We start from the raw sequence: 16,404 nt of genomic DNA, 5'->3' as shown, positions 1-16,404 counted from the left end.
CGCATGACGACGAAAGGCCCGCCCCCTCGCAGGAGGGAGCGGGCCTCGCGTCGTATCCGGGTGTTACTGGCCGCCGTACTTCGCGCTCATCGAGTCGAAGAGCGCCTTGGCCCCGGCGCCGAGCTGCGGGCCGGCCAGCCAGCCCGAAGTGACCGGGCCGATGGACGTGTTGGAGACCAGCTGCGCCTTGCCGTCGGGGCCGTTCATGAACCAGCCGCCGCCGGAGGAGCCGCCCGTCATGGTGCAGCCGATGCGGTACATCGCGGGCGTGCCCGGACTGATGGAGAGCTGGCCGGGACGGTCGATGCACTTGAACATCTGGAGACCGTCGTACGGGGGCGCCGCCGGGTAGCCCCAAGCGCCCATCGTGGCAACGGACTTGGCCTGCGGTGCGGAGAAGTTGACCGTCAGCGCGTTGCCGACCGTCTCCTCAAGGGACTTGGTGCCGTTCTCCGGCTTCACGTGCAGAACCGCGTAGTCGTACGGGGCACCGGTGCCGCCCGTCGGGCCGCCGTCGCTGATCCACTCATTGGACGTCGAGGCCCAGTCCGCCCAGTACACGCCGTAGGGGGCGATCTCCTGCGGCTTCGCGTTGTTCAGCGCCGCCGCCGACTTGCCCTGGTCGTTGTACGACGGGACGAAGGCGATGTTGCGGTACCAGCCGCCGGTGCCGCCCTGGTGGACGCAGTGGCCCGCGGTCCACACCATGTTGGACTTGCCGGGGTGGGCCGGGTCCTTGACGACGGTGCCCGAGCACACCATGGGGCCCTCGGGGGAGTCGAAGAAGACCTTGCCGACCGGGGCCGCGAAGTCGTGGTACGGCAGCTTCTCCTGGACGGCCTTGACGGGCGCGGGCTCGGGGTCGGAGATGCCCGTACCGCCGTTGACGTCACCGGCCGCCATGGTCTTCTGCGGGTCCTTGGCGGACTTCATCCGGTCCGGCTTCCACAAGCCGCTGATCACCGGGTTGACGAAGTCCTTGGCCTCACGAAGCCACTTGTCCTTGTCCCAGTTCTTCCATCCGCCGTTCTTCCACTTGTCGAGGTCGACCCCGTGCTTCTTGAGGGTGTCGGCCAGGTCGGCGGGAGAGGCGGAGTCGCCCTTGGCCTGGGCGGAGCCGGAGGCGGACGGCTTGCTGTCCGCGTTGTCGCCGCCCGGACCGCACGCGGTGGCGGTGAGCGCGAGAGCCGCGGCGAGGCCGGAAGCGGCCAGCAACGGACGTATGGATCGCATGAAGACGATTCCCCCTGATGAGCCTGCCCGGCGAGGGCAGATTTTGCCATGAACTTGTCACTGCGGTGGGCGGACGTGTACACGGCCGCCCACCGCGCAGCCCCCTACTATGCCTGCTCGGCGCAGGGGGTACGAACGGGGGTCCCGGCGTTCACAGGACCCCCGCAACGCGTCTACTGACTCGCGTACTTAGTGCTCACCGAGTCGTAAACACCCTTGGCCTCCTTGCCCAGGCGCGGGCCGGCCAGCCAGCCCGCCGTGACCGGGCCGATGGAGGTGTTCGAGACGAGCGACGGCTTGCCGTCCGAGCCCGTGGCTATCCAGCCGCCGCCGGAGGAACCGCCGGTCATGGTGCAGCCGATGCGGTACATCGTCGGGGTGCTCGCGTCGAGTGAGAGCCGGCCCGGCTTGTCCCTGCACTGGTACAGCTTCTGGCCGTCGTAAGGAGGCGCGGCCGGGTAGCCGTTCGCCGTCATGGCGCTGATCTTCGGCACGGCCGGGGCGTTGAAGTCCACGGGAAGCGCGGCGCCGACCGTCTCCTCAAGGGACTTGCCGTTCGAGTTCTTCTCCGGCGTCACATGCAGGACCGCGAAGTCGTACGGGGCGCCGGTGCCGCCGGTCGGGCCACCCTGCTCGATCCACTGCTGTGAGGTCTGCGCCCAGTCGGCCCAGAAGACGCCGTACGGAGCGATCTGCTGCTTGGTGGCCTTCTGCAACTGCGCCATCGGCAGATTGGAGCTGTTGTAGGAGGGGACGAAGGCGATGTTGCGGTACCAGCCGCCCTTGGCGCCGGCGTGCACACAATGGCCCGCGGTCCACACCATGTTGGACTTGCCGGGGTGCGCCGGGTCCTTCACGACGGTCGCGGAGCAGACCATCGAGCCCTCGGGGCTGTCGAAGAACAGCTTGCCGAGCTCCGGAAGGCTCTGGTGGTACGGAGCCTGCACGGCCGCGGCCTTGACAGGGGCCGGCGTCGGGTCCGTCACGCCCTTGTCGCCGGAGATGTCGTTGGGGACGGCCTTCTCCGGGGGCTTGTCCGCCTTGCGCATCCGCTCCGGGTCCCACAGGTCCTGGATGATCGGGTTGACATAGTCCTTCGCCTCACGAAGCCACTTGTCCTTGTCCCAGTTCCTCCACTCGCCGTTCTTCCACTTGTCCAGGTCGATCCCGTGCTTCTTGAGCTGGTCCTTGACGTCGTCCGGGATCTGGAGCTTGTCGGCGCCGCCCGCGGTCGCCGAGGCCGACGGCTTGCTGTCGGCGTTGGAACCGCCGGGTCCGCAAGCGGTGGCGGTCAGTGCGAGCACGGCCGTGAGGCCGAGCGCGGCCAGCACGGGGGAGGCGCCGCGACGCGCTCTCCTCCCGGTGCGCTCGGCGCGTGTTGGGCGTGTCGGTCGCATGTCGTATTCCCCCTGGAACTTCGTCATCACAGCGTCTTCGTCTTCTGAACTCGTGAAACAGCGGCACCGCGGGCCGGTGCCGCAGCGCGGCCCCCACTATGCCGGTGCCGGAGGGGACGGTATCCGGCAGGGCCGCAGTTCCGTCCCGCCGGGATCGTCCGGCCGCCCCGGTAAGGCGAACCTTGCCCGGAGGCAAGGAACTTCCGGTCAGGCCGTGATCCTCCGATGGCGGCGTCGTTGGTACGTACGGGGGACATCAGGACAGCGTTCAGCGTGGGCGTACGCACCGCGCAACGGACGCGATACGGAACCGTCACAGCGGGAGGACCAGTAGTCGTGGCCGTGACCGAACCAGCTCCGACGGCACTGCCCGCCGGCCATGAGGGAATCCTGCGACGGCAGTCCCTCCGGGAGTCGGCGGCCCGGACGTATGCCCGCTCGCTGCCCATCGTGCCGGTGCGGGCGCGCGGGCTGACGATCGAGGGCGCGGACGGGCGGCGCTATCTCGACTGCCTCTCCGGAGCGGGGACGTTGGCGCTCGGGCACAACCATCCCGTGGTCCTCGAAGCGATCCGCAAGGTCCTCGACTCGGGGGCGCCGCTGCACATCCTCGATCTCGCGACGCCCGTCAAGGACGCCTTCACCACGGAGCTGTTCGCCACCCTGCCGCGCGAACTCGCCGAGAACGGGCGCATCCAGTTCTGCGGACCGGCCGGCACGGACGCGGTGGAAGCCGCCCTGAAACTGGTCCGAACCGCCACCGGGCGCACCGGAATGCTCGCCTTCGCGGGCGCCTACCACGGCATGACGGCCGGCGCCCTCGCCGTCTCCGGCGGCGCCCCGGACGTCCGGGTGACCCGGCTGCCCTATCCGCAGAACTACCGCTGCCCGTACGGAATCGGCGGCGAGCGCGGGGCCGAACTCGCCGCCCGCTGGACCGAGAACCTGCTCGACGACCCCAAGGGCGGTGTCCTGGCACCGGCCGGGATGATCCTCGAACCGGTGCAGGGGGAGGGCGGGGTGATCCCGGCGCCCGACGCCTGGATGCGCCGGATGCGCGAGATCACCGAGAGCCGCTCCATCCCGTTGATCGCCGACGAGGTGCAGACCGGAGTCGGGCGCACCGGCACCTTCTGGGCCGTCGAGCACAGCGGGGTGGTGCCCGATGTGATGGTGCTGTCCAAGGCCATCGGCGGCTCGCTGCCGCTGGCCGTGATCGTGTACCGGGACGGCCTCGACGCGTGGGTACCGGGCGCGCACGCCGGCACGTTCCGCGGCAACCAGCTGGCCATGGCGGCCGGGACGGCCACCCTCGCGTACGTCCGCGAGAACCGGCTCGCCGACCGGGCGGCCGTCCTCGGGGCCCGGATGCTCGGCCACTTGGAAGGACTCGCCGCCGATCACCCGTGCATCGGCGAGGTACGCGGCCGCGGCCTGATGATCGGCGTCGAACTCGTCGACCCGGAGCGCGAGGACCTCAGCTCCGGCAATCCTCCGCCCCCCGCGCCCGCGCTGGCCGCCGTGGTGCAGCAGGAGTGCCTGCGGCGCGGGCTCATCGTCGAACTCGGCGGCCGCCACTCCAGTGTCGTACGGCTGCTGCCGCCGCTCACCCTCACCGATGAACAGGCCATGGCCGTCCTGGAGCGGCTCGCCGACGCCCTGGCCGCCGCCGCGGGCTCCCCGCAGGTGCGGCCCGCCGCGCGCCGACGGACCGAGGCCGGACCGTCCCACTGACCCTGGATCACCACACGAGCTACCGAGGAAGACCTCCGTGAATCCCACTCCCGCACCCGATGCGCACAAGGCCGAGGGCCACCCCACCGCCCCCTGCGGCCCGCTGGTGGCCGAGCCGATGACGGTGCCGCACCAGAAAGCGGGGATCCACGACGAACGACCGACCACCCCCAACGATCCCGAACTCCCCGCCGCCGATCCGCTGGACGATCCCGATCCGCAGGCCGCCGCGGAAGCGGCCGCCGTGGAGAGCCTGCTGCGTTGCTGGGTACGGGAGAACGACCTCGCCGAGCCCGACGGCCCGGTGCTGCGCATCCCCCTCACCGCCAGCGGCACGGCCCTGCTGGTGCCCGTGCCGTACTGGTCGACCACCGGCTGGCACCGGTTCGGCAGGCCGTCCCTGGAGGGCGGCCGCCACGGCGCGCCGCCCGCCGACGCCGTCACGGTCGCCGCCCTCCTGGGGCGCGAGGCAGGCCAGAGCGAGGGCGCCGACCTGGTGGGCCGGGTCGCCGATTCCGTGCGCCGCACCGCCTGCTTCATCGCCGACCGGCGCACCCGCACCGGCCCCTGCGAAGCAGCCGATCTCTTCCTCACCGCCGAACAGTCCCTCCTCCTCGGCCACCCGCTGCACCCCACCCCGAAGAGCCGCGAGGGTCTCTCCGAGGCCGAAGTGCGCCGGTATTCGCCCGAGTTGTATGGCTCCTTCCCCTTGCACTGGATGGCCGTCGCCCCTTCCGTCCTCGCCACCGATTCGGCCTGGAGGGAGAGCGGCCGCACCATCGCCGCCACCCAGCTGGCCCAGCGCTTCGCGGCAGACCTCCAACTTCCGCCAGACACAGCCCCGTTGCCCTTGCACCCCTGGCAGGCCCGCGACCTCGTGCAGCGCCCCGCCGTCGCGGAACTGCTCGATGCCGGGCTCCTGCACGACCTGGGTCCGCACGGCGGCGACTGGTATCCCACCTCCTCCGTGCGCACCGTCCACCGCCCCGGCGCCGACGTCATGCTCAAGCTGTCCCTCGGTGTACGCATCACCAACTCCCGTCGTGAGAACCTCCGTAAGGAACTCCACCGGGGCGTGGAGGTCCACCGTCTGCTGCGGTCCGGTCTCGCCGAGGAGTGGCAGTCCGTCCACCCCCGCTTCGACATCGTCCGCGACCCGGCCTGGCTCGCCGTCGACACCCCGGACGGCGAACCCCTGCCGGGGTTCGACGTGCTGTTCCGCCACAACCCCTTCGGCCCCGGCGACGACGCCGTCTGTATCGCCGGACTCACCGCGCCATGCCCCATGCCGGGCCGTACCGGAACGCACTCGCGCCTCGCCGACATCGTGCGCCGACTCGCCGCCCGGACCGGCCGGCCCACCACCGCCGTCTCCGCCGAGTGGTTCCTGCGCTACCTCGACCAAGTAGTACGCCCCGTGCTCTGGCTGGACGGCACCGCCGGCATCGCCCTCGAAGCCCATCAGCAGAACACCCTCGTCCTGCTCGACCCCAACGGCTGGCCCGTCGGCGGCCGTTACCGCGACAACCAGGGCTACTACTTCCGCGAGTCCCACCGAGCCGCCCTCGACCGTCGCCTGCCCGGCATCGGCGCCGCCAGCGACACCTTCGTCCCCGACGCCGTCACCGACGAGCGCTTCGCCTACTACCTCGGCATCAACAACATCCTCGGTCTCATCGGCGCGTTCGGTGCCCAGCACCTGGCCGACGAACGCGTACTCCTCGCAGCGCTGCGCCAGTTCCTCACCCGGGCCACCGGCTTCGGTTCGCCCCTGCCCGCCCAGCTCCTGGACAGCCCGACCCTGCGCTGCAAGGCCAACCTGCTGACCCGGCTGCACGGCCTGGACGAACTCGTCGGCCCGGTCGACACCCAGTCGGTCTACGTCACCATCACCAACCCCCTTCACACTCCCGGAACATGACCCGTACGAATTGCTGAGAGAGGAGCGTCGCCGTGCCTCCCACCGATGCGAGCACCGACGCCGGCGCAGGCCCGACCCCCCAACCGGGGGAGGCGGCCGACGACACCCTGGACCTGCAGCTGCCCGACGAGTTCATCACCCTGTTTTGTGACGGGGCTGCCGGATCGGACGGTTCGGCCCCTGACGGGTCGGGCGAACCTCTTCGGGCCGACCTCGCCGACAGGCCGGGAGTCACCTGCGCACCCCTGGGTGATCCCGCCTCCCAGGGTCCTCTCCACGCGGGCAGCGCCCACCCTGGGCCCGACACCGCCGTGCGGCTGCTGCGAGGCGGCGCTGCTCGGCGGGTCACCGCCCCCCCCGTCGCGCGGGATCTGCTCGATTCCCCCGGCGACTGGGCACCGGCCACCACGCCGGTCGGCGTGTTCCGCCTCGTACCCGTACGACTCGAACGAGACCTCCCTCTCCTCACCAAGTGGATGAATGACCCTGCCGTGGCCGCCTTCTGGGACCTGGCCGGACCCGCGTCCGTCACCGCTGCCCATCTGCGCGGCCAGCTGGACGGCGACGGCCGCAGCGTGCCCTGCCTCGGCGTCCTCGGTGGAACTCCCATGAGCTACTGGGAGATCTACCGCGCGGACCTGGACCCGCTGGCCCGTCACTACCCGGCCCGGCCGCACGACACCGGCGTGCATCTGCTCATCGGCGGAGTCGCCGACCGCGGCCGGGGCGTCGGAACCACCCTGCTCCGGGCCGTCGCCGACTTGATCATCGACAACCGCCCGCACTGCCCCCGTGTGATCGCCGAACCCGATCTGCGCAACACCCCCTCCGTCTCCGCGTTTCTCAGCGCCGGCTTCCGCTTCCATGCGGAAGTCGACCTCCCCGACAAGCGAGCGGCCCTGATGGTCCGCGACCGCGCGCTCAGGAACCTGCTGTGATCGCCTCGCCGCTCCGCATACTCCACCCGCCCCGCATCGGTTCCACCCCGAGGAGTCTCCGTGCCGAACCCTCCTTCTCTCCATGACTCCTACGGCTCCCTCGACCCCGCAGCCCCGCCCGGACTGCTGGCCCCACCCGAGCTGAACCGCGAGGCCTGGGACCGCGCGGGACGTCTCCTCCTCGCGAAGATGATCGGTGCCTTCGCGTACGAGGAGATCGTGAAACCAACGGTAGGGCCCGCCACTGACAACGACGCTCCGACCGGGAAAACCGCAGGTCAGTACGCGTTAGTGCTGGACGATGGCGGCACGGTGACCTTTCGGGCCAAGCGGGGCGCGTACGGCGGCTGGCTGGTGGACCCCGATTCCGTACGGCTCATCGCCCGACCCGTCCAAAGCGACGGGGGCACCGCCCGCGGGTCTGTCGCACGCGTCGACGGTCCCGCTGACCAGACTGCCACTGGCATCGAGGGGCCTGGTGACCAAGGGGCAAGGGACCACCCCCGCACGGCCCCCGAAGGCCGGCCCTTCGGCGACCCGATCCGCTTCCTCGCCCTCGCCCGCCGAACCCTCGGCATCGACGGTGCCACCTTCGGCCACGTCGTACGGGAACTCTCCGCCACGCTGTCCGCCGACAGCCGGCTGCACGCCGCCGCGCTGCCCTCCGCCCAGCTCGCCGAACTCGGCTACGCGGAGCTGGAAGGCCACCAGACCGGTCACCCCTGGCTCGTGCTCAACAAGGGCCGGCTCGGCTTCTCCGCAGACGACGCCGCACGCTGGAGCCCGGAAGCCCGCACTCCGGCTCAACTGCCCTGGATCGCGGTCCGCAGGGACATCGCGACCTACCGCGGCGTAGAGGCGCTCGCGACGCCGGACCGCCTCTACGCCCTCGAACTCGACGAGCCCGTCCGAGAGTCGTTCGCCGCCGCGCTCCGAGCCAGAGGCCTGGACCCGGCCTCGTACCTCTATCTGCCCGTACACCCCTGGCAGTGGACGGAGATGATCCTTCCGCTCTTCGCCCCCGCTGTCGCCGACAACGCCATCGTGCCGCTCTCCACCGACGGCGACGAGAGGCTTCCGCAGCAGTCCATCCGCACCTTCCTCAACCTCGCGCGGCCCGATCGCCACACCGTGAAACTGCCGCTGTCCATCCTCAACACCCTGGTCTGGCGCGGACTCCCCACGGAGCGAACCGTCGCCGCCCCCGCCGTCACGGCCTGGGTCCAGGGCCTGTGCGAGGCGGACGCCTTCCTGCGGAACGAATGCCGGGTGATCCTGCTCGGCGAGGTGGCCTCGATCGCTGTCGAGCATCCGCTGTACGACCACATCGGCGAAGTCCCGTACCAGTACAAGGAGTTGCTCGGCGCGATCTGGCGTGAGCCGTTGCAGCCGAAGCTCGCCCCGGGCGAGCGGGCCCGTACGCTTGCCGCGCTGCTTCACACCGACCCCGAGGGACGCGCCTTCACGGCCGAACTCGTCGCCCGCTCAGGCCTCGCGCCCCATGTATGGCTGCGTCACCTGTTCGGCGCCATGTTGCCGCCGCTGCTTCATTTCCTCTACCGCTACGGAACGGTCTTCTCGCCGCACGGCGAGAACGCCATCGTCGTCTTCGACGACGAGGACGTTCCCGTGCGTCTCGCGATCAAGGATTTCGTGGACGACATCAATGTGAGCGCCGAGCATCTGCCCGAACACGATTCGATGCCGGAAGACGTTCGGAAGATCTTGCTCACCGAGGCGCCTTCCTTCCTCACGCAATTCATTCATTCGGGGCTCTTCGTGGGTGTCTTCCGGTTTCTGGCTCCGTTGTGCGAGGACCAACTGGGCGTCCCCGAGGCCGACTTCTGGGCACTCGTACGCGACGAGATCCTGCGGCATCAGGCGCGCTTCCCCCACGACAAGGACCGCTACGAAACCTTCGACCTCCTCGCTCCCAGGATCGAGCGCCTCTGCCTGAACCGGAACCGTCTGTACACCGACGGCTACCGGGACCGCTCCGAGCGGCCGCACGCCACGGTTCACGGCTCGGTCGTGAACCCCCTCGCCCCGGCGGAGTGATCCGATTGTCAGTGGCGAGCCTTAGGGTGGTCTGGCTATGACAAAGCCTTCACTCCCCGAGCTCCTGCACGCCGCCGTCACCGCCGTCGGCGGTGTGGAGCGGCCTGGCCAGGTCACCATGGCCACGGCTGTCGCCGACGCGGTCGACGACAGCTCCCACCTGCTGGTCCAGGCCGGGACGGGCACCGGAAAGTCCCTCGGCTATCTGGTGCCGGCCCTGGCGCACGGGGAGCGCGTCGTGATCGCCACGGCGACGCTGGCGCTTCAGCGGCAGCTCGTGGAGCGAGACCTGCCGCGCACGGTGGACGCGCTGCATCCGCTGCTGCGCCGCCGCCCGCAGTTCGCCATGCTGAAGGGCCGCTCCAACTATTTGTGTCTGCACCGCCTCCACGAGGGCGCTCCGCAGGACGAGGACGAGGGGCTCTTCGACCAGTTCGAATCGGCCGCGCCCACGAGCAAGCTCGGCCAGGACCTGCTCAGGATGCGGGACTGGGCGGACGAGACCGAGACCGGCGACCGCGACGACCTCACCCCAGGCGTCTCGGACAAGGCGTGGGGCCAGGTCTCGGTGTCCTCGCGCGAGTGTCTGGGCGCGACGAAGTGCGCGTACGGGGCGGAGTGCTTCGCCGAGATGGCCCGCGAGCGCGCGAAGCTCTCCGACGTCGTCGTCACCAACCACGCGCTGCTGGCCATCGACGCGATCGAGGGCGCCCCGGTGCTTCCGCAGCACGAGGTACTGATCGTCGACGAGGCCCATGAGCTGGTCTCGCGGGTCACCGGTGTCGCCACCGGTGAGCTCACCCCCGGCCAGGTCAACCGGGCCGTGCGGCGCAGCGCCAAGCTGGTCAACGAGAAGGCGGCCGATCAGCTCCAGACCGCCGCCGAAGGCTTCGAGCGGCTCATGGAGCTCGCCCTGCCCGGCCGCCTGGAGGAGATCCCGGAGGACCTCGGCTATGCGCTGATGGCGCTGCGTGATGCCGCCCGTACGGTGATCTCGGCGATCGGATCCACTCGCGACAAGTCCGTCCAGGACGAGGACGCCGTGCGCAAGCAGGCCCTCGCCATGGTGGAGAACGTGCACAACGTGGCGGAGCGCATCACCAACGGCTCCGAGTACGACGTCGTCTGGTACGAGCGCCACGACCGCTTCGGCGCCTCGTTGCGGGTGGCCCCGCTCTCCGTGTCCGGTCTGCTCAGGGAGAAGCTCTTCGCGGACCGCTCAGTCGTCCTGACCTCGGCCACCCTCAAGCTGGGCGGCGACTTCAACGGGGTGGGCGCCTCGCTCGGTCTCGCCCCGGAGGGCACCGGTGGCGAGGATGTGCCGCAGTGGAAGGGCCTCGACGTCGGCTCGCCCTTCGACTACCCCAAGCAGGGCATCCTCTACGTCGCGAAGCACCTGGCCACGCCGGGCCGCGAGGGCTCGCGCGGCGACATGATGGATGAGCTGGCCGAACTGGTCGAGGCGGCCGGCGGCCGCACCCTCGGCCTGTTCTCCTCGATGCGGGCCGCCCAGGCGGCCGCCGAGGAACTGCGTGGTCGGCTGGACCATCCGATCCTGCTCCAGGGCGAGGAGACGCTGGGCGAGTTGATCAAGTCGTTCGCCGCCGACCCGAAGACCTGCCTGTTCGGCACGCTGTCCCTCTGGCAGGGGGTGGATGTGCCCGGACCGAGCTGCCAGCTGGTGATCATGGACCGGATTCCGTTCCCGCGCCCCGACGACCCGCTGATGAGCGCCCGCCAGAAGGCGGTGGAGCAGGGCGGCGGCAATGGCTTCATGGCGGTGGCGGCCACCCACGCCGCGCTGCTCATGGCTCAGGGCGCGGGCCGTCTCGTACGGGCGACCGGGGACCGGGGCGTGGTCGCGGTGCTCGATCCGCGGCTGGCCAATGCCCGCTACGGCAGCTACCTGCGGGCCTCGCTGCCGGACTTCTGGTACACCACGGACCGTAACCAGGCGCGTCGCTCGCTCGCTGCGATCGACGCGGCGGCCAAGGCCGACGGCAAGTAGACGCCGACGGCAACTAGGGCTGGTCCCGCCTCCGGTGCACAAGCCGACGAGCGGGCGGGGCACCGGCCGATGCGGGCTTGCTGACACAACAGGACCCCGGGACCGGCGCAGGAGGTCCCGGGGCCTGGTCAGGGCCGGCGGTGTTCAGACCCGCCGGAGCACCGCCACGACCTTGCCCAGAATGGTCGCTTCGTCGCCGGGGATCGGCTGGTAGGCGGCGTTGTGCGGAAGCAGCCAGATGTGGTTGTCCTCGCGCTTGAAACGCTTGACCGTGGCCTCGCCGTCCAGCATCGCGGCGACGATGTCACCGTTCTCGGCGACGGGCTGGCGGCGCACCGTGACCCAGTCCCCGTCGCAGATAGCGGCTTCGATCATCGAGTCGCCGACGACCTTGAGGACGAACAGTTCACCGTCGCCGACCAGCTGGCGGGGGAGAGGGAAGACGTCCTCGACCGATTCCTCGGCGAGGATCGGGCCACCGGCCGCGATCCGGCCCACCAGTGGCACATACGAGGCGGCGGGCTTGCCGGTGGTGTCGGTAGGCTGGCTGCTCGGCTGGTCGGAGCCGCGGACCTCGTACGCGCGCGGCCGGTGCGGGTCGCGGCGCAGGAAGCCCTTGCGCTCCAGAGCCATCAGCTGGTGGGCGACGGACGAGGTGCTGGAGAGGCCGACGGCCTGACCGATCTCCCGCATCGACGGCGGGTAGCCACGCCGCTGCACGGAGTCCCGGATGACTTCGATGACCCGCCGCTGCCGGTCGGTGAGCCCGGAGCTGTCCGCCCTGATCCCTGGAGGTCGGCCGGGCAGGGAACGGGCAGGCCGCGCGGCGTCCGCCCCCGAGTTCGTGACTGCGTCATTCATGGCATGCACCGGCTCAAGTCGGGTCTGGGAGCGGTCCTGGGCAGTGATGGTGGCACTGTCTGCGGTGGTGGTCACGTCGGCCCCTCTCGAAATGGTCTCCCTAGCTGGACAACGGTAGTTGCTTTCGAAAGGTTGCGCCAAACACACGTTCGAGTGAAAAAATACAGAACGCATTACGTGGCCGTGCGGGTGGGTGTATGTGCGAGTCCCGACCGGGGGCCCGTCGAACGGCAATTCGGGCCATTACGGTACCCTTCACCGCCGGGGCCGACGCTTTGCGACCCCCCCAAAGGGCCTTTCCGGTGGCTGCCGCGAGTCGCTTGCGGCGGCGGTGCGGCGACGCACAGTCTGTCATCCGGCACCCCCTCAATCCACGGCTGCCACGCGCTTCCCGTAATCTCGTGGGCGGCCGGAACGGGCCGGGCCGCAGTCGGGATCCAGCGACACGCGGTAGGGCGTGCCAGGCGGCGAAACCCTAGATCTAGTGGTTGGATTGGTGCAGCTGCCCAGAAGTTGTGGTCCATGGTCCATCAAGACCCTGGCCATCGCCTATGCTTGTGGTCGCTTCGCGGGCGGATTTCCGGCCCTGCGAGGCTATTCAGTCGTGCTGTGAAGGAGGGTTGGGAACCATGCACTGCCCCTTCTGCAGGCACCCTGACAGCCGGGTCGTCGACAGTCGTACGACCGACGACGGAACGTCGATCCGCCGGCGCCGTCAGTGCCCCGACTGCTCCCGCCGCTTCACGACGGTGGAGACGGCCTCACTGATGGTGATCAAGCGATCGGGCGTGACCGAGCCCTTCAGCCGCACCAAGGTCATCTCCGGCGTCCGCAAGGCATGCCAGGGGCGGCCCGTCACCGAGGACGCCCTCGCCAAGCTCGGCCAGCGGGTCGAAGAGGCGGTGCGCGCCACCGGCAGCGCCGAGCTGACCACCCACGACGTGGGTCTCGCCATACTCGGCCCGTTGCAGGAGCTCGACCTCGTCGCGTACCTGCGCTTCGCGTCCGTTTACCGAGCTTTCGACACGCTCGAAGACTTCGAGGCCGCCATCGTGGAACTCCGCGAGCGGCGGCCTCCAGCAGGCCAATCAGACGAGTGCGTGGCCGGCGCGACCCCCGAGGTCCCCGTGCCCGCCACCGCTGCCGACTGACCGAAGGGCCGGACCGGCCCGCGGTCGCCGATCGGCGGCAATCCAGGACCTGTCAGGGGTGCTTCTGCTGCGCCCGTGGCACCAGACAAACACCGTGCCTTGGGAACATTCAGGCACTTTTGGGCGTTTTTGCCCGCGTATGGGAGGCGGCAATGACAGAGACGGCGAGCGGCCCGGCACGAGGTTCCCGAGCCAAGGGATCCAAGGCCACCAAGGGTCTGCGTATCGAGCGCATCCACACCACCCCCGGCGTGCATCCGTACGACGAGGTGGCCTGGGAGCGCCGTGACGTCGTCATGACCAATTGGCGCGACGGCTCGATCAACTTCGAGCAGCGTGGCGTCGAGTTCCCCGACTTCTGGTCGGTGAACGCGGTCAACATCGTCACCAGCAAGTACTTCCGCGGGGCCGTCGGCACCCCGCAGCGCGAGACCGGCCTCAAGCAGCTCATCGACCGGATCGTCAAGACGTACCGCAAGGCCGGTGAGGACTACAGCTACTTCGCCTCGCCCGCCGACGCCGAGATCTTCGAGCACGAGCTGGCGTACGCACTCCTGCACCAGATCTTCAGCTTCAACTCGCCGGTGTGGTTCAACGTCGGCACGCCCCAGCCGCAGCAGGTCTCCGCCTGCTTCATCCTGGCCGTCGACGACTCCATGGAGTCGATCCTCGACTGGTACAAGGAAGAGGGCATGATCTTCAAGGGCGGCTCCGGCGCCGGCCTGAACCTCTCCCGCATCCGCTCCTCCAAGGAGCTCCTGTCCTCCGGCGGCAACGCCTCCGGTCCGGTCTCCTTCATGCGCGGTGCCGACGCCTCCGCCGGAACCATCAAGTCCGGTGGCGCCACGCGCCGCGCGGCCAAGATGGTCATCCTCGACGTCGACCACCCCGACATCGAGAACTTCATCGAGACCAAGGTGAAGGAAGAGGAGAAGATCCGCGCGCTGCGCGACGCGGGCTTCGACATGGACCTGGGCGGCGACGACATCACGTCCGTCCAGTACCAGAACGCCAACAACTCGGTCCGCGTGAACGACGAGTTCATGAAGGCCGTCGAGACCGGCGGCAAGTTCGGTCTGCGCGCCCGCATGACCGGCGACGTCATCGAAGAGGTCGACGCCAAGTCCCTCTTCCGCAAGATGGCCGAGGCCGCCTGGGCCTGTGCGGACCCCGGCATCCAGTACGACGACACCATCAACCACTGGCACACCTGCCCCGAGTCCGGCCGCATCAACGGCTCGAACCCGTGCAGCGAGTACATGCACCTGGACAACACGTCCTGCAACCTCGCTTCCCTGAACCTGATGAAGTTCCTCAAGGACGACGGCAAGGGCCGCCAGTCCTTCGAGGTGGAGCGCTTCGCCAAGGTCGTCGAGCTCGTCATCACCGCGATGGACATCTCCATCTGCTTCGCGGACTTCCCGACCCAGAAGATCGGCGAGAACACCCGCGCCTACCGCCAGCTGGGCATCGGCTACGCCAACCTCGGCGCCCTGCTGATGGCCACGGGCCACGCCTACGACTCGGACGGCGGCCGCGCCCTCGCCGGCGCCATCACCTCCCTGATGACGGGCACCTCGTACAAGCGCTCCGCGGAGCTCGCCGCGGTCGTCGGCCCGTACGACGGTTACGCCCGCAACGCCGAGCCGCACCAGCGCGTCATGAAGCAGCACGCCGACGCCAACGCCGCGGCCGTCCACGTGGACGACCTGGACAACCCGATCTGGGCCGCCGCCACGGAGGCCTGGCAGGACGTCATCCACCTCGGCGCGAAGAACGGTTTCCGCAACGCGCAGGCTTCGGTCATCGCGCCCACCGGCACCATTGGTCTCGCGATGTCCTGCGACACCACCGGCCTGGAGCCCGACCTCGCCCTGGTCAAGTTCAAGAAGCTGGTCGGCGGCGGCTCGATGCAGATCGTCAACGGCACGGTGCCGCAGGCGCTGCGCCGCCTCGGCTACCAGGAGGAGGCGATCGAGGCGATCGTCGCCCACATCGCCGAGCACGGGAACGTCATCGACGCCCCCGGCCTGAAGACCGAGCACTACGAGGTCTTCGACTGCGCCATGGGTGAGCGTTCCATCTCCGCGATGGGCCACGTCCGCATGATGGCGGCCATCCAGCCGTGGATCTCGGGCGCGCTCTCCAAGACGGTCAACCTGCCCGAGACCGCCACGGTCGAGGACGTCGAAGAGGTCTACTTCGAGGCGTGGAAGATGGGCGTCAAGGCGCTCGCCATCTACCGCGACAACTGCAAGGTCGGCCAGCCCCTCTCCGCCAAGACCAAGGAGAAGGAGAAGGAGGCGGTCACCGCCAAGGCCGAGGACACCATCCGTACCGCGGTCGAGAAGGTCGTCGAGTACCGCCCGGTCCGCAAGCGCCTCCCGAAGGGCCGCCCGGGGATCACCACCTCCTTCACCGTCGGTGGCGCCGAGGGCTACATGACCGCCAACTCCTACCCGGACGACGGTCTGGGCGAGGTCTTCCTGAAGATGTCGAAGCAGGGCTCGACCCTCGCGGGCATGATGGACGCCTTCTCCATCGCCGTCTCCGTCGGCCTCCAGTACGGCGTGCCGCTGGAGACGTACGTCTCGAAGTTCACTAACATGCGCTTCGAGCCGGCCGGCATGACGGACGACCCGGACGTGCGGATGGCGCAGTCGATCGTCGACTACATCTTCCGCCGCCTGGCGCTGGACTTCCTGCCGTTCGAGACCCGCTCGGCACTCGGCATCCACTCCGCCGAGGAGCGTCAGCGTCACCTGGAGACCGGTTCGTACGAGCCGACCCTTGAGGACGACGAGATGGACGTCGAGGGGCTGGCGCAGTCCGCGCCGCGCCAGACGGAGATTCTGAAGGCTGTCGCCGCCCCGAAGCCGCTCCCGGTCGAAGCCCCCAAGGTCGCGCACACCTCGGCGGAGCTCGTGGAGATGCAGCTCGGCATCAGCGCCGACGCGCCGCTCTGCTTCTCCTGCGGTACGAAGATGCAGCGGGCCGGCTCCTGCTACATCTGCGAGGGCTGCGGCTCCACCAGCGGTTGCAGCTGATACTGAGCGGAATCGCGCGGGACGGATCGTCCGGCGTAGCGCGCATGTTTAGCTGA

General features: G+C 69.5%; 10 protein-coding genes. 7 read left to right on the top strand and 3 right to left on the bottom strand.

Features of this window, described 5'->3' with window-relative positions:
* Positions 1–63 precede the first annotated feature (63 nt).
* Together ACIQ8J_RS11630 and ACIQ8J_RS11625 are read right to left on the bottom strand one after the other, a co-directional pair.
* The gene (locus ACIQ8J_RS11630; RefSeq protein WP_403270625.1) at positions 64–1,233 is read right to left on the bottom strand and encodes a trypsin-like serine peptidase; all 1,170 of its coding nucleotides are present in this window, start codon (positions 1,231–1,233) and stop codon (positions 64–66) included.
* Positions 1,234–1,406: 173 nt separating this feature from the next.
* Positions 1,407–2,630, bottom strand: coding sequence for a hypothetical protein (locus ACIQ8J_RS11625; protein ID WP_403270627.1), 1,224 nt, complete (start codon positions 2,628–2,630; stop codon positions 1,407–1,409).
* 336 nt (positions 2,631–2,966) lie between these two features.
* Here ACIQ8J_RS11625 and ACIQ8J_RS11620 point away from each other — a divergent pair, with 336 nt between their 5' ends.
* Genes ACIQ8J_RS11620 through ACIQ8J_RS11600 form a run of 5 tightly spaced genes read left to right on the top strand, consistent with a single transcriptional unit; the run spans position 2,967 to position 11,289 of the window.
* Positions 2,967–4,364: a diaminobutyrate--2-oxoglutarate transaminase family protein gene (locus ACIQ8J_RS11620; RefSeq protein ID WP_403270630.1), complete on the top strand. Its 1,398-nt coding sequence runs from the start codon at positions 2,967–2,969 to the stop codon at positions 4,362–4,364.
* A gap of 37 nt (positions 4,365–4,401) precedes the next feature.
* Positions 4,402–6,285: an IucA/IucC family protein gene (locus ACIQ8J_RS11615; protein WP_403270633.1), complete on the top strand. Its 1,884-nt coding sequence runs from the start codon at positions 4,402–4,404 to the stop codon at positions 6,283–6,285.
* A gap of 32 nt (positions 6,286–6,317) precedes the next feature.
* Positions 6,318–7,223, top strand: coding sequence for a GNAT family N-acetyltransferase (locus tag ACIQ8J_RS11610; protein ID WP_403270636.1), 906 nt, complete (start codon positions 6,318–6,320; stop codon positions 7,221–7,223).
* 60 nt (positions 7,224–7,283) lie between these two features.
* Positions 7,284–9,281 (top strand): IucA/IucC family protein, encoded by a 1,998-nt coding sequence (locus tag ACIQ8J_RS11605; protein ID WP_403270639.1) that lies wholly within the window; start codon positions 7,284–7,286, stop codon positions 9,279–9,281.
* A 37-nt stretch (positions 9,282–9,318) separates the two neighbouring features.
* Positions 9,319–11,289, top strand: coding sequence for an ATP-dependent DNA helicase (locus ACIQ8J_RS11600; protein WP_403270642.1), 1,971 nt, complete (start codon positions 9,319–9,321; stop codon positions 11,287–11,289).
* A gap of 144 nt (positions 11,290–11,433) precedes the next feature.
* Here ACIQ8J_RS11600 and lexA read toward each other — a convergent pair whose 3' ends face one another.
* The gene (gene lexA / locus ACIQ8J_RS11595) at positions 11,434–12,225 is read right to left on the bottom strand and encodes a transcriptional repressor LexA (RefSeq protein ID WP_403270645.1); all 792 of its coding nucleotides are present in this window, start codon (positions 12,223–12,225) and stop codon (positions 11,434–11,436) included.
* 554 nt (positions 12,226–12,779) lie between these two features.
* On the opposite strand from lexA, the gene nrdR reads away from it, so the two are divergent.
* A complete protein-coding gene (gene nrdR, locus ACIQ8J_RS11590) occupies positions 12,780–13,301 on the top strand; it encodes a transcriptional regulator NrdR (protein ID WP_114040936.1) in 522 nt (173 codons plus the stop codon).
* Positions 13,302–13,453: 152 nt separating this feature from the next.
* Entirely contained in the window at positions 13,454–16,348 is a 2,895-nt protein-coding gene (locus tag ACIQ8J_RS11585) for a vitamin B12-dependent ribonucleotide reductase (RefSeq protein ID WP_403270647.1), read from the top strand.
* Positions 16,349–16,404: the final 56 nt, after the last annotated feature.

Source organism: Streptomyces sp. NPDC094147 (assembly GCF_044764265.1).
Taxonomy (GTDB): domain Bacteria; phylum Actinomycetota; class Actinomycetes; order Streptomycetales; family Streptomycetaceae; genus Streptomyces.
This window is presented reverse-complemented; position numbering and strand designations above follow the sequence as displayed.

Coding starts and splice junctions, on each gene's coding strand:
- ACIQ8J_RS11600 (WP_403270642.1), top strand. CDS start 9,319: ATGACAAAGCCTTCACTCCCCGAGCTCCTGCACGCCGCCGTCACCGCC.
- nrdR (WP_114040936.1), top strand. CDS start 12,780: ATGCACTGCCCCTTCTGCAGGCACCCTGACAGCCGGGTCGTCGACAGT.
- ACIQ8J_RS11585 (WP_403270647.1), top strand. CDS start 13,454: ATGACAGAGACGGCGAGCGGCCCGGCACGAGGTTCCCGAGCCAAGGGA.
- ACIQ8J_RS11630 (WP_403270625.1), bottom strand. CDS start 1,233: ATGCGATCCATACGTCCGTTGCTGGCCGCTTCCGGCCTCGCCGCGGCT.
- ACIQ8J_RS11625 (WP_403270627.1), bottom strand. CDS start 2,630: ATGCGACCGACACGCCCAACACGCGCCGAGCGCACCGGGAGGAGAGCG.